The sequence below is a fragment of the Pseudomonas sp. LPH60 genome, from assembly GCF_030718165.1.
GTDB classification, from domain to species: Bacteria; Pseudomonadota; Gammaproteobacteria; order Pseudomonadales; family Pseudomonadaceae; genus Aquipseudomonas; species Aquipseudomonas danubii.
Map to the genome: position 1 here is coordinate 273,976 of NZ_JAVAJH010000005.1, position 14,212 is coordinate 288,187.

Annotated in this window: 10 protein-coding genes and 1 pseudogene; 8 read left to right on the forward strand and 3 right to left on the reverse strand. The window is 63.8% G+C overall.

The genetic code is table 11. The features are described 5' to 3' along the window. Positions 1–158: 158 nt before the first annotated feature. The 5 genes from Q8O96_RS19810 (at position 159) to Q8O96_RS19830 (ending at position 9,658) form a co-directional block, all read left to right on the forward strand. Entirely contained in the window at positions 159–2,609 is a 2,451-nt protein-coding gene (locus tag Q8O96_RS19810) for a glycogen/starch/alpha-glucan phosphorylase (RefSeq protein ID WP_305949277.1), read from the forward strand. Positions 2,610–2,848: 239 nt separating this feature from the next. Next, positions 2,849–6,490 (forward strand): DUF2339 domain-containing protein, encoded by a 3,642-nt coding sequence (locus Q8O96_RS19815; RefSeq protein ID WP_305949278.1) that lies wholly within the window; start codon positions 2,849–2,851, stop codon positions 6,488–6,490. Further along, positions 6,487–7,866 (forward strand): DUF3999 domain-containing protein, encoded by a 1,380-nt coding sequence (locus Q8O96_RS19820; protein WP_305949279.1) that lies wholly within the window; start codon positions 6,487–6,489, stop codon positions 7,864–7,866. Before Q8O96_RS19815 ends, Q8O96_RS19820 begins: the two co-directional genes overlap by 4 nt. A gap of 175 nt (positions 7,867–8,041) precedes the next feature. Continuing rightward, positions 8,042–9,052 carry a class 1 fructose-bisphosphatase gene (locus Q8O96_RS19825; protein ID WP_102862754.1) on the forward strand — a complete coding sequence of 337 codons (1,011 nt, stop codon included), beginning with the start codon at positions 8,042–8,044 and terminating at the stop codon, positions 9,050–9,052. Between the two features lie 3 nt (positions 9,053–9,055). After that, complete coding sequence (locus tag Q8O96_RS19830; RefSeq protein WP_250329910.1) at positions 9,056–9,658, forward strand: DUF924 family protein; 603 nt, start codon at positions 9,056–9,058, stop codon at positions 9,656–9,658. Between the two features lie 70 nt (positions 9,659–9,728). Here Q8O96_RS19830 and Q8O96_RS31300 read toward each other — a convergent pair whose 3' ends face one another. Both Q8O96_RS31300 and Q8O96_RS31305 read right to left on the reverse strand, forming a co-directional pair. Further along, complete coding sequence (locus tag Q8O96_RS31300; RefSeq protein WP_371826192.1) at positions 9,729–10,493, reverse strand: methyl-accepting chemotaxis protein; 765 nt, start codon at positions 10,491–10,493, stop codon at positions 9,729–9,731. 93 nt (positions 10,494–10,586) lie between these two features. Continuing rightward, positions 10,587–11,621: pseudogene (locus Q8O96_RS31305) on the reverse strand (cache and HAMP domain-containing protein); the annotation flags it as partial. A gap of 3 nt (positions 11,622–11,624) precedes the next feature. Here Q8O96_RS31305 and Q8O96_RS19840 point away from each other — a divergent pair. From Q8O96_RS19840 to Q8O96_RS19850, 3 genes are read left to right on the forward strand one after another with little or no spacing between them, the layout of a single operon-like run. Continuing rightward, entirely contained in the window at positions 11,625–11,870 is a 246-nt protein-coding gene (locus tag Q8O96_RS19840) for a hypothetical protein (RefSeq protein ID WP_102862757.1), read from the forward strand. A gap of 32 nt (positions 11,871–11,902) precedes the next feature. Continuing rightward, positions 11,903–12,157 (forward strand): hypothetical protein, encoded by a 255-nt coding sequence (locus Q8O96_RS19845; RefSeq protein ID WP_011058771.1) that lies wholly within the window; start codon positions 11,903–11,905, stop codon positions 12,155–12,157. 35 nt (positions 12,158–12,192) lie between these two features. After that, entirely contained in the window at positions 12,193–12,762 is a 570-nt protein-coding gene (locus Q8O96_RS19850; RefSeq protein WP_102862758.1) for a lipocalin family protein, read from the forward strand. An 85-nt stretch (positions 12,763–12,847) separates the two neighbouring features. Here the strand turns inward: Q8O96_RS19850 and Q8O96_RS19855 are convergent, their stop codons facing one another. Then, the gene (locus Q8O96_RS19855; protein WP_207166946.1) at positions 12,848–14,212 is read right to left on the reverse strand and encodes a formimidoylglutamate deiminase; all 1,365 of its coding nucleotides are present in this window, start codon (positions 14,210–14,212) and stop codon (positions 12,848–12,850) included.

Consider the following 14,212-nt stretch of genomic DNA (forward strand, 5'->3'; position numbering starts at 1 on the left):
GGCACGGCATCTGCATCTTTTTCCCCCGCAGGCGCGCAAGGCTCTCTCGTGAGTCGAGCCATTTGAGACAGCGCCGAACCAGAGCCTTCGCTCCGTGTCAGACCGACTAGGCTCAGACCATTCCATGCTCACTGTGTATCTCGTCAGAGGTCGTATCGATGACTCAGGAATCCCTTGTTCGTGACGCTGAGGTGGCCGCCTTTCGCGAAGCCGTCTTGACCAAACTCACCTACGCGGTTGGCAAAGACCCGGATCACGCCTTCGACCACGACTGGTTCGAGGCCATTGCCCTGGCGGCACGGGACCATATGGTCGATCACTGGATGGATCACACGCGACAGATGTACCGCAAGGGTCAGAAGCGGGTGTATTACCTGTCCCTGGAGTTCCTGATCGGTCGCTTGCTGTTTGACAGCCTGAGCAATCTTGGCCTGCTGGACGTGGCCCGCGAGGCCCTCACCGATCTGGGGGTGGACCTGGAACGCATCCGCCTGCTGGAGCCCGATGCGGCCCTGGGCAATGGTGGCCTGGGGCGCCTGGCGGCGTGTTTCATGGAGAGCATGTCGACCCTGGGCCTGGCCGGTCACGGCTACGGTATCCGTTACGAGCACGGCCTGTTCCGCCAGGCGATTGTCGACGGCTGGCAGCAGGAGCAGACCGAACACTGGCTGGATTTCGGCAACCCCTGGGAGTTCGAGCGCCCCGAGGTGATCTACTCCATCGGCTTTGGCGGCAGCGTCGACAGCGTGACCGACGAAGCGGGCAACATTCGCCAGGTCTGGCGGCCGGCTGAGATCGTCAGGGCGGTGGCCTACGACACTCCAGTGGTGGGCTGGCGTGGGGCCAGCGTCAACACCTTGCGTCTGTGGCGGGCCCGGGCCATGGAGGATTTGCACCTGGAGCGTTTCAACGCCGGTGACCACCTGGGGGCGGTGGCGGAAGTGGCCCGGGCCGAGAGCATCTCCCGGGTGCTGTACCCGGCCGACAGCACCGAGGCGGGCCAGGAACTGCGTCTGCGCCAGGAGTACTTTTTCGTCTCGGCGTCGTTGCAGGATTTGCTGCGGCGCCACAAGAACATGCACGAATCGGTGCTCAGCCTCGGCGAGCACGCGGCCATCCAGCTCAATGACACCCACCCGTCGATTGCCGTGGCCGAGCTGATGCGCCAATTGGTGGACCTGCACGGCATCGCCTGGGATGCGGCGTGGCAGATCACCGTGGACACCCTGGCCTACACCAACCACACCCTGTTGCCCGAGGCCCTGGAAACCTGGCCGGTGGGCCTGATGGAACGCATGCTGCCGCGGCACATGCAGATCATCTATCTGATCAACGCCCAGCACATCGACTCATTGCGGGCCAAGGGCCTGCATGATTTCGACGTGCTGCGGGCCGTGTCGCTGATCGAGGAAGACAACGGCCGCCGGGTGCGCATGGGCAACCTGGCGTTCCTCGGCTCCCACAGCGTCAATGGCGTGTCCGGCCTGCACACCCAGTTGATGCGCAGCACGGTGTTCTCCGAGCTGCACAAACTGTACCCGGAGCGGATCAACAACAAGACCAACGGCATCACCTTCCGCCGCTGGCTGTATCAGGCCAACCCGCAACTGACCGAAATGCTGGTGGACGTCCTGGGCCCCGAGCTGCTGGACAATCCCGAGGCGCTGCTACTGGGGCTGGAACCCTTCGCCGAGAAAGCCGCCTTTCGCAAGCAGTTCGCCGAACAGCGGCTGCACAGCAAGCGTGCTTTGGCGGCGATCATCCATGAGCGCCTGGGCATCGCGGTCAACCCGGCGGCGCTGTTCGATGTGCAGGTCAAGCGTATTCACGAGTACAAGCGCCAGTTGCTCAACCTGCTGCATACCGTGGCGCTGTACCAGGCGATCCGCGCCGAGCCGGAAACCGATTGGGTGCCCCGGGTGAAGATCTTTGCCGGCAAGGCGGCCGCCAGTTATCACCAGGCCAAGCTGATCATCAAATTGACCAACGACATCGCCCGTACGGTGAACAGCGACCCGACTGTACGTGGCTTGCTCAAAGTGGTGTTCCTGCCCAACTACAACGTCAGCCTGGCGGAAAGCATCATTCCCGCCGCCGACCTGTCGGAGCAGATCTCCACCGCCGGCTTCGAGGCTTCGGGCACCAGCAACATGAAGTTCGGCCTCAACGGCGCCCTGACCATCGGCACCCTGGATGGTGCCAACGTCGAAATGTGCGAGCAGGTGGGTGCCGAACACATGTTCATCTTCGGTCTCAGCGCCCAGCAGGTGGAGGCGCGCAAGCGCAATGGCGAATTCAGCGCGGTGCCGGATATCGCCGCCTCCCATCGGCTCAGCGATGTGCTGCAGGCGATTCGTGGCGGGGTGTTCTCCCCGGATGATCCGTCGCGTTACACCGGGCTGATCGATTCGCTGATCGACTACGACCGGTTCCTGGTCTGCGCCGATTTCGATGCCTACTGGAGTGCCCAGGCTCGGGTCGAGGAGCGTTGGCACGACGCCAAGGAATGGTGGCGTTCGGCGGTGCTCAACACGGCGCGCATGGGCTGGTTTTCTTCGGACCGGACCATCCGTGAATACGCCACGCAGATCTGGAAGGCGCTGGAGTGAGGCGTTTGGGAGAATTCTCGAACTGTGCATAAGGCCCAACGTTTGTTGGGTCGGGTCGATATACTGAGCGCCGATTTTATCTCCCGGATGGTGTCTTTCGGGCCACGCTCGGCTTCCAATCGGGGACAGACCTGCGCTGGCAAGCCGGCGCCTACAATCTCCGTAGGGGCCGGCTTGCCGGCGAACGCGTCAACACAGCTGTACCTGTCCTTTAGTGGACCGCTTAGGGATATCGACACATGCAATGGATGTTCATGCTGTTGGGGTTGGTGCTGGGGTGGATCGTTGATGAGTCCATCAGTGATGCCCTGATCGGTGCCCTGCTGGGCCTGGCTGTCGGCCTGGCCATTCGCTTCGGCGCCCTGCATCGCCAGGTTGTCGACCAGCACCGTGAGCTGGAACAGGCGAAAAAGGCCCTGGCCACCCTGGGCCAGCGTCTTGCGCTGCTGGAAAGCAACGCTAGCCCCGCCGCCGAACCTGCGGCCGAGCCCCTGGTCAATGCCCCGCTTGCCGAGGCTCGCGCAGGCACGAGCGCCGCGGCGGAACGCGAAGACCTGCCTGAATTCATTCTTGACGAAGTCCAGCCTGTGGAGCCGGCTGCCCCCGAGCTGGTCTGGGAACTGCCTGCTGCGGTGCGCCCTGCCGCGGCAATCCAAGCCAGCCAGCCGCTGCCGGAGTCGGTCTGGCAACCCGGGCCCCAGGTGTCGTCCCGGGAGCCAGAGCCAGCTGCGGCCCCTGTGGACCTGCAACCGAACCTAATCGAACGCGCCATCAGCGGTGCACGCAACTGGCTGTTTGGCGGCAACACCGTGCTGCGGGTCGGCGTGGTGCTGTTGTTCCTCGGCCTGGCCTTCCTCCTGCGCTATGCCACAGAAGGCATGGTGGTGCCCATCGAATTGCGTTATGCCGGGGTGGCGGCCAGCTCCCTGGGCCTCTTGGGGCTGGGTTGGTGGCTGCGGCGGCGCAACAGCAACTACGCCCTGATGCTGCAGGGCACCGGCATCGCCGTGCTCTACCTGACGGTGTTCGCGGCCATGCGCCTGCACCCGTTGCTCGACCCTTCTGCGGCTTTGGGCCTGCTGGTGGCCGTGACCGTGTTTTCGGCGATCCTGGCCATTACCCAGGATGCCCTGGGTCTGGCGGCGGCCGCCGCCCTGGGCGGTTTTGCCGCGCCCATCCTGACGTCCACCGGCGCCGGCAGCCATGTGGCGCTGTTCAGCTACTTCGCCCTGCTCAATGCCGGCATCCTCGGCATTGCCTGGTTCAAGGCCTGGCGCCTGCTGAACCTGATCGGCTTTGTCGGCACCTTCGGCATCGGTTTCGCCTGGGGCCTGCGCTCCTATGCCCCGGAGCTGCTGTGGAGTACCGAGCCGTTCCTGATCCTGTTCTTCCTCATGTACCTGGCCATTGGCCTGCTGTTCACCCGGCGCAAGCTGCTGGAAATGACCGATGCTCCGGCGCACGCCGATCGTCAGGCGCTGCTGCACTGGTCCGCACGCAAGGGTGACTACGTCGATGGCAGCCTGCTCTTCGGCCCGCCGTTGGTGGCTTTCGGTTTGCAACTGGCGCTGGTCCGGCATCTGGAGTTCGCGGCGTCTTTCAGTGCCCTGGCCCTGGGCTTGATCTACATGGTCCTGGCGCGGGTGCTGATGGGGGGGCGCGCCCTGTTGCTGGGGGAAACCTGCCTGGCCCTGGGGGTGATTTTCGCCAGCCTAGCCATTCCGTTGGGCCTGGATGCGCGCTGGACGTCGGCGGCCTGGGCCGTGGAGGGCGCGGGGATCTTCTGGCTCGGCCTGCGTCAGCAGCGGCCATTGGCCCGGGCCTTCGCCTTGCTGTTGCAGGCGGGCTCGGCCCTGGCTTTCCTCAGTGAATTGAGTCCCGGGAACACCAGCCTGCTGGCCGGTGCGCCTTTGGGGGCATTGCTGCTCGGTGGCGCGTTGCTGTTCAGCTTTGACCAACTGCGACGGGCCGATAAGTCCTTGCCTTCGACCTGGGAGCAGGGCATTGCGTCTCTCCTGGCGGTGCTTGGGCTAGGTTTCCTGTATCTGCTGGCGCCCTTGTTCTTCTTCACCCAGGGCACGGCCATCAGTTGGGCCCTGGCCGGGCTGGCGACCTTGTGGGTCGGCCTGCGCCTGCAATCGCGGGCCTTCCTGTTCACGGCATTCGGCATCCAGTTGCTCGGCGGGGCCTTGTTCCTGATGCGCCTGCAAGGGGCGGACGGCGACGCCAGCGCAGTCTTCAGCGCCGGCTGGAGCGGCCTGATGAGCGCCTCGCTGATTGGGCTGGCGCTCATTGGCGGCATGCTCCTGGCCGCCCGCAATGACATGGTGCGCAAGGACCCGCGCTTGTTGCGGGGGCTGTCGGTGGTGCTGCTGGCGGGCTTGATGATGATCAACCTGGCGGTGCTGTTTGTGCTGCCTTGGCGTACTGCCAGCGGGGTCTGGGCCGCCAGCGGGCTGTTGATCATCTGGCTCAGCCTGTACTTGCAACAGCGGGCCAGTTTTGTCTTTGGCCTGGTGCTCCAGGTGATTGGCGGCAGCACCTTCCTGCTGGCCGGTTCGGGCTGGTATTTCGTGGCGGTGGCGGACGCTGCGCGGCCCCTGGCCAATGGCGACTTCTGGACGCCGATGGTCCTGGCTCTGGCGGCGCTGGTAGGGGCCTGGCGCTTGCAGCGGGGCCATAATGGCTCAGCGTTCGATGCCTTGAGCCTGGGGCGCCTGTCCGACCTGTTGTTGGCCTGGGGTGCTTGCTGGTGGGCCTTTACCTGGCTCAAGGAAGTACTGCGCTTCGCCCCGGCCCATTGGCAGGCGAGCCTGTTGCTGCTGATCACCGCAGCCAGCGTGCTGTTCTGCGCGCTGCTGGCGGTGCGCCTGCAGTGGAAGTCCCTGGGCCTGGTGTGCAGCCTGCTGATACCGGCGGGAGCCCTGGTGCTGCTGGCGGCTTGGGCACCGCGTTATCACCCGGCGGCGGATCTGGGCTGGCTGGCCTGGACCCTGCTGTTCGCCGTGCACTTCTTCAGTCTGCGGCGCCTGGCGGCATGGCTGCCGACGCGGGTCCTGAGCATCGCCCATGTGCTGGGTTGCTGGCTGCTGCTGGGGGTGTTGGCGCTGGAACTGCGCTACGCCTTGCTGCTGTTGTCCGAGCAGTACAACGCCTGGCGCTGGCTGGGCTGGGCGATCCTGCCGAGCCTGTATCTGGTGGCCATGGCCGCGCCGCGCCATTGGCCGTGGCCGGTTGCCGCGCATTCCAAGGAGTACCGCCTGTATGCCGCGCTGCCCTTGGCGATGTTGATGCTGGGCTGGTTCTGGCTGGCCAATACCTTCAGCGACGGCCGTGCCGAGCCGTTGCCTTACTTGCCGCTGCTCAATCCCCTGGAGCTGGGGCTGCTGTTTGCCCTGTTCGGGGTGTATGTGTGGTCCCGCAGCGCGGTGCAGGTGCTGGCGCTTCGGAGCGATTACGCCGAGCGCGGCGCCCAGTTTGTGGCGGGGGTTTCCCTGTTCGCCTTCTTCACCGTGCTGGTCATGCGCGCGGCTCACCATTGGAGCGGCGTGTCGTTCCAGGCGGATGCGTTGCTTGAGTCGATGATGGTCCAGGCCGGGCTGTCCATCGTCTGGACCCTGATTGCCCTGGGCTTGATGATCGGCGGGCATGTGCGCCATCGCCGCGAAGTCTGGCTGATCGGCGCGGCGTTGATCGCGGTGGTGGTGGCCAAGCTGTTCCTGGTGGAGTTGAGCAATCGTGGCGGGCTGGCGCGGATCGTCTCTTTCATCGGGGTCGGTGTGTTGTTGCTGGTGGTGGGCTATTTCGCCCCCTTGCCGCCCAAGCGGGTCGAGGCCGAGCCTGAAGCCGGCAAGCCCTTGAATGAAGGAGTGTCGTCTTGAGTCAGAAGTTGAACCTGCGCTGGTGGGGGGCTGCGGGCCTGTGTGTGGCATTGTCCGCCGTGGCCCAGGACAAGCCCGGGGACTTCAAGTCCCAGGTGCCCTTGACCCTGAGCGGCGAAGGCCCCTGGTACCGCCTAGAGCTGCCGCTCGCCGTGCAGCTCCAGGCCAGCCAGATCGATCTGCGGGATATTCGCGTGTTCAACGCCGCCGGCGAGCCCCAGGCCTATGCCGTGGCCCGTCAGCAGGCGCAGACTCGCGAGCAGCGCAGCCTTGCTGATGTGAAGTGGTTCCCGCTGTACAACTCGGCGCAAGCTGGCGACAGCATCCCCAGTGTGCGGGTGCAGTCCAACGCCAATGGCACGCTGGTTCAAGTGCAGCCAGCCACTGAGTTGGAGGCGGGTGAAGAAGTCCTGCGTGGCTGGTTGCTGGATGCCAGCGCCATCAAGGCGCCGCTGCAACAACTGGTGCTGGACTGGACCAGTGAGCGCGACGGTTTCCAGCGTTTCAGCATCGAGGCCAGTGACGATCTGCAGCACTGGCAATCCTGGGGAGAAGGCCAGGTGGCACGGCTGTCGTTTGCCGACGAGCGGGTCGAGCAGCATGAGGTGGCTTTGCCCGGGCAGTCGGCACGTTACCTGCGCTTGCTGTGGAACACCCCACAGGCGGCGCCGGTGCTCACTTCCGTGCAGTTGCAGAGCAGCACCACCAGCAGCCTGCCGTCGCCGCTGGTGTGGTCGCAACCGCTGGGCGGCACGGCCGCCAAGGCCGGTGAGTACAGTTGGCAGTTGCCCAAGGGGCTGAATGTCGAGCGCGTGCGGGTCGAGCTCAAACAGGCCAATAGTCTGGCGCCCGCAACATTGTACGGACGCCGTGAGAGCAGCCTGCCCTGGCAGCCCCTGAGCAATGGCCTGCTGTACCGCCTGACCCAGAACGGCCAGGACGTGCAGCAGAACGAACTGCAATTGCCGGGGCAGACCGTGCAGCAGCTCAAATTGACAGTGGATGAGCGTGGCGGCGGCCTGGGCGCGGAGGCGCCGACTCTGCAATTTGCCGTACGCGGCACGCAACTGGTGTTCCTGGCTCGTGGCGCCGGGCCCTATACCCTGGCGCTGGGCAACCCGACCGCAACAGCGGCCAACCTGCCGTTGGCCACCCTGATTCCTGACTACAGTCCGCAGCGTCTCAAGGAACTGGGCCAGGCCAAGGTCGAAGGCGCGGCGCAATTGACGACGTCCACTGCGGCGCCGCCGGACGTCGCCGTGGCCAGCGGGCCGGACTGGAAAAAAATCGGCCTGTGGGCGGTGCTGCTCCTGGGGGTGCTGGCATTGGCCGGCATGGCCTTCAGTCTGCTGCGCAAGCCGGCGGTCAAATCCTGAGCGGTTGCGGGGATGGCAGAGGGCGCTGTGGCCAGTCATGGCTGAGGTTTTGTGGCTACGCTGAAACCGGTGCCTGAACTCTATCTGCCGGTTCCCTGTCTGAGAGGAGGAAATGCGCCCCGACTCGCGTTAAACTGCGCGGGTTTTTAGTCCCCCCATTCCTCCGGAGCCTTCCATGTCCCGCGTTACCCTGAGTCGCTATTTGATTGAGCAGACCCGCAGCAACAACACTCCTGCCGATCTGCGCTTCCTGATCGAAGTGGTGGCGCGTGCTTGCAAGGAGATCAGCCACGCTGTGTCCAAAGGCGCCCTGGGTGGTGTTCTGGGCAGCATGGGCACGGAAAACGTGCAGGGCGAAGTGCAGAAGAAGCTCGACGTGATTTCCAACGAGATCCTCCTGGAAGCCAACGAATGGGGCGGTCACCTGGCCGGCATGGCGTCCGAGGAAATGGACAATGCCTACCAGATCCCCGGTAAATACCCGAAAGGTGCCTACCTGCTGGTATTCGACCCGCTGGACGGTTCGTCGAACATCGATATCAACGCGCCCGTTGGCACCATCTTCTCGGTGCTGCGTTGCCCGAACGAGTACCTGAGCCAGAACGAAGCCTTGAACGAAAAGGCCTTCCTTCAGCCGGGCACCCAGCAGGTTGCTGCCGGTTACGCCATCTACGGCCCGCAGACCATGCTGATCCTGACCCTGGGGCATGGCGTCAAGGGCTTCACCCTGGACCGTGAAATGGGCAGCTTCGTGCTGACCCACGAAGACATCAAGATCCCGGAATCCACCCAGGAATTCGCCATCAACATGTCCAACGAGCGTCACTGGGAAGCCCCGGTCAAGCGCTACGTGAGTGAGCTGCTGGCCGGCGACACCGGGCCACTGAAAAAGAACTACAACATGCGCTGGGTCGCGGCCATGGTCGCCGACGTGCACCGTATCCTGACCCGTGGCGGCCTGTTCATGTACCCACGCGACAGCCGCGAGCCGGAGAAGCCGGGCAAACTGCGGCTGATGTACGAAGCCAATCCGATGTCCTTCCTCATCGAACAGGCTGGCGGTTCTTCTACCGACGGTCGCCAGCGTATCCTCGACATTCAGCCTGAAGGCCTGCACCAGCGTGTTGCCGTATTCCTTGGTTCCAAGGAAGAAGTGGCTCGTGTGACGGGCTACCACAAGGAATAAGACATGACCCAGTCCTGGCAGCCTCTGCTTGATTGGTGGTTCGGTTCAGCCGAAAAGCCGGCAGAGGTGGTCGCTGCCAAGGGCGGGCTGTGGTTTGGCAAACGCGACAGCCAGGACCTCGAAGCGCGCCAGCGCTTTGGTGGTCTGGTGGAGCAGGCACTGGCTGGCGGATTGACCGAGTGGACGCAAAGTCCCCAAGGTTGGCTGGCCCTGGTGCTGTTGCTCGATCAGTTGCCGCGGATGATCTATCGCGATACGCCCAAGGCGTTCTCCGGCGATACCCGTGCCCAGGCACTGGTGGCGCAAGGCATTGCCGCGGATTTTGACCGGCGCCTGCCGGCCATGCAGCGCTGCTTCATCTACCTGGTGTTCGAGCATTGCGAGCATCTGGCGGTGCAGAACGAAGGGGTTTCCCGCTTTGCTGCCCTGCACGACGAACAACCGGAGGACGATCGCCCGGTGTTCGCCGATCAGTTGGACTACGCCGAACGGCACCAGAAAATCATTGCCCGCTTCGGGCGCTTTCCCCATCGCAACGCCATCCTCGGTCGTGAGTCCACTGCCGAGGAACTGGCTTTCCTGCGCGAGCCTGGTTCGCGTTTTTAAGCGCGCTTTGACCGGCAAGCCGGCTCCTACGGAAGAGTGGTAGGAGCCGGCTTGCCGGCGAAGCTGCTCCTCAGATACGGAAGCTGCCCACCAGGTGCTGCAGGCGCTTGGCCTGTTGTTCCAGGTCGGCGCAGGCGCGCAGGGTGGCTTGCAGGTTTTCCACCCCTTCCTGATTCAGGGTGTTGATTTCGGTGATGTCGACGTTGATCGACTCCACCACCGCGGTCTGCTCCTCGGTGGCGGTGGCCACCGACTGGTTCATGCCGTCGATTTCGCCGATGCGCTGGGTCACGCTGCCCAGGCGTTCGCCGGCCTGGTTGGCGATGCCGACGCTGCTTTCGCTCTCACGCTGACTCTCGGTCATGGTGCCCACCGCTTCACGGGCGCCCACTTGCAGCTCCTCGATCATTTTCTGCACTTGCTGCGCCGAATCCTGGGTGCGGTGGGCGAGGTTACGCACCTCGTCCGCTACCACCGCGAAACCGCGTCCGGCCTCACCGGCGCGAGCCGCTTCGATGGCGGCGTTGAGGGCCAGCAGGTTGGTCTGCTGAGAAATGCTGGTGATGACTTCGAGGATCTGCCCGATGTTCACCGTGTTGCTGTTGAGGGTCTCGATGTTGTCGCAGGAGCTGCTGATCTTTGCCGACAGCTGATGCATGGCGGCGATGGTCTGATCCACCACTTGCTGGCCGTCTTGCGCCAGGCTGCGGGCCTCGCTGGAGTGCTGCGAGGCGAGGGCGGCGTTCTGGGCGATTTCCTGGGCAGCGGCGCCCAGTTGGTTGATGGCTGCGGCCACGCTGCTGGTGCGCGAAGCCTGTTGGTCGGAGTTGAACATCGACGAGTTGGAGGCGGCGACTACGCGCAGGGCCACTTCATTGACCTGACCGGTGGCCGAGGACACTTCGCGGATCGAACTGTGGATGCGTTCGACGAAACGGTTGAACGACACCCCCAGGGTGCCGAATTCGTCGTGGCCATGGATCACCAGGCGTTTGGTCAGGTCGCCTTCGCCTTCGGCGATGTCGTGCATGGCCCGGCCCATCACGTGCAGCGGCTGCATCAGGATGCGGATCAGCATGCCCAGCAGGCTGATGATGATCACCACCGCGATCAGCATGGCGATGATCGCCGAGGTGCGAAATTCACTGAGCACGGCGAAGGCGGTGTCCTTGTCCAGGACCAGGGCCACGTACCAGTCGGCCGAGGGCACGCCGTTGACGTGGGTGAAGGAGATGAACTGGGTCTTGCCGTTCAGTTGCACTTCTTTCAGGCCGGGGCTGATGCTCGGGGCACCTGCGGGATAGGCTTCGGCGAGGCTCTTGAGCACCAGTTTGCTGTCGGGGTGGATGAGGATCTTGCCGTCGGCGCTGACGATGAAGGCCTGGCCGTGACCGCCGAAGTTCAGCGAGTTGATGATGGCGCTGATGCTCGACAGGTCGATATCGGCGCCGGCCACGCCGATCATCTGGTTCTGATGCTGCACCGGGGTGGCCACGGTGATCACCAGTTTGCCGGATGAAGCGGCGATGTAGGGTTCGGTGACGATGGTCCGTTGCGCGCCGGTGGCCGCCTTGTACCAGCCGCGGGCGCGGGGGTCGTAGTCGGCGGCGCGATTGCCGGCCGGCACCGAAAACATCACGCCGTCCTGGCCGCCGAAGTAACTGAGCTGGAAGTTGCTGGTATAGGCGGGCAGGCCGACGCTGCGTTTCAGGCTCTCGGCGCCGTTGCCGTCCACGGCGATCTGCTGGGCCAGAGACTGCAGGAGCTGGATGCGGCTTTCCAGCCAGGTCTGGATATTGCTGGTGGTCAGGCTGCCCAGTTCCTGCATGGTGGACTCGGTGCTGCTGCGCAGGGCCTCACGCTGTCGGTAGTCATTGAACAGAATAAAACAGGCGAACGCGACGGCCACCACAAGGGCGGCGGCAAGCAGGATCTTGTGGCTGAATTTCATATTGCTGGTCATTAAGTGAACTACCGCGATGGGCTGGTCAACGAGGGGCGTCAATTTGCCACAGTGGAGGGCTTTGCGCTGCAGTTATGTCGACTGGCTATTACTGAAGATGAGGCCTCGTGGAGAAAAACCGACGAACAGCAGGGCAAGGCGAAAAGGTGTTTGATTTACCGGGAAAATGCCCGGAGCAGCGGGCAAGAAATACCCGGCCGAGCGGGGAACCAGAAGGGGGTTTTCTCTTCTAAGCTTCTGGTTGGCTGACAGGCCTTCCCCCTTTCGTCCAGGAGTTCACCATGTCCCTGCGTTCTCTCGCTCTGTTGTCGTTCTGCGTGCTGCTGGCTGCGTGCAGCAAGGTCAATCAGGAAAACTATTCCAAGCTCTCGGCGGGCATGCCCAAGGCCGAGGTTGAACAACTCCTGGGCAAGCCGACTGACTGTTCGGGCGCGCTGGGCATGTCCAGCTGCACCTGGGGCGACAAGAACAGCTTTATCAGCGTGCAGTATGCCGGTGACAAGGTTCTGATGTTTTCCGGGCAAGGCCTGAAGTAAAAAAACCGGGGCTTCGGGCCCACGGGAGAAAAATAATGATGCGTTTTGTTTTCACTCTTCTGGTCGGCCTGCTCTTGGCCGGCTGCGCCACGTCCCGGGACGATTCGCTGGCGCCCAAGACCGTCAACCACGTCGATCTCAAGCGTTACCAGGGGACCTGGTACGAGCTGGCGCGGTTGCCGATGTATTTCCAGCGTAACTGTGCGCAATCCGAGGCCCGCTACACCCTGTTGCCGGAGGGCAACGTGGCGGTGCTCAACCGCTGCCTGACCCCGGAGTGGAAGTGGGAGGAGGCTCGTGGTACGGCAACGCCTCAGGTGCCGGGCAAGACCGACAAGCTGTGGGTCGAGTTCGATAACTGGTTCTCGCGGCTGCTGCCGGGGGCGACCAAGGGCGACTACTGGGTGCTGTATGTCAGCGATGACTACAAGACCGCGATTGTCGGCAATCCCAACCGCCGTTACCTGTGGTTGCTGTCGCGGACCAAGGAGGTCAATGAGACGGTGCGTGAAGAGTTGCTGAGCAAGGCGCGTCAGCAGGGCTACGACACCACGCGACTGATCTGGCGGGTGTCGGACTCGGCCATGGCCAAGACCTCGAAATAGATTCATCCCCTGTAGCAGCCGGCTGGCCGGCGAAGGCGTTCGTGAGAATGCTTTCGCCAGCACGTCGGCTCCTACGAACTTGGGGTCAGTTGAGCAGCTCGCGCAGGACTTGGGTGAAGGCCCGGCTACTGTCTTCTTCGGCGGCGTGACGTCCGTTACGCACAACCCACTGACCACCCACCATCACATCCCGGACCTGGCGGTCGCCGCCGGCAAACAACCAACGGTTGAGAATCCCGTCGCCATCCGCGGTGGCCAGGTAAGGGTCGTTGCCATCCAGCACCAGCCAATCGGCGCGCTTGCCCACGGCCAATGTACCTATGGGTTGCCCCAGCGCCTGAGCGCCGCCAGCGAGCGCGGCATCGTACAAAGTGCGGCCAACCATGGGCTGGTCCGCGCGGTACAGACGGTTGCGACGCTGGTCCCGCAGGCGTTGGCCGTACTCCAGCCAGCGCAGTTCTTCCACCACGCTCAAAGACACGTGGCTGTCGGAGCCGATGCCCAGGCGTCCGCCCTGGGCGAGGAAGTCCACCGCCGGGAAGATACCGTCGCCCAGGTTGGCCTCGGTGGTCAGGCACAGGCCGGCAATGGCCCGGCTTTTGGCCATGAGGCTGACTTCTTCCGGATCGGCGTGAGTGGCGTGGACCAGGCACCAGCGTTGATCCACTGCGACGTTCTCATGCAACCATTGCAGCGGGCGGCGTCCGCTCCACGCCAGGCAGTCGTCGACTTCCTTCTGCTGTTCGGCGATGTGGATGTGAACGGGGCATTGGCGGTCGCTGGCGGCCAGGACTTCGCTGATCTGCTGTGGCGTGACCGCGCGCAACGAGTGAAAGCACAGGCCCAACTGCTGGTTGGCCTGTTGCGCCAGCAGGGGCTGCAAGCGCTGTTGCAGTTGGAGGTAGTTTTCCGTGCTGTTGATAAAGCGGCGTTGGCCGTCATTGGGGGCCTGGCCGCCGAATCCCGAATGGCTGTAGAGCACGGGTAGCAGGGTCAGGCCGATGCCACTGGCCGCGGCCGCCTGGCTGATGCGTTGGGACAGCTCGGCAGGGTCGGCGTAGGGCTGGCCGTCCGTGTCGTGATGCACATAGTGGAATTCCGCCACTGAGGTGTAGCCGGCCTTGAGCATTTCGATGTACAGCTGGCGGGCGATGATCTCCAACTGTTCAGGGCTGATCTTGCCCACCAGGCGGTACATCAGGTCGCGCCAGGTCCAGAAGCTGTCGTTGGGGTTGCCGGCCACTTCCGCCAGCCCGGCCATGGCTCGCTGGAACGCGTGGGAATGCAGGTTGGGCATGCCGGGTAGCAGCGGGCCCTTGAGCTGTTCTGCACCTTCTGCACTGGCGTTGGCCTGGATGTGAGTCAGCAGGCCGTCGGCACTGACTTCAAGACGTACATGGTTGGCCCATCCATCAGGCAGCAGCGCGCGTTCGGCGAAGAAGGCGGACAT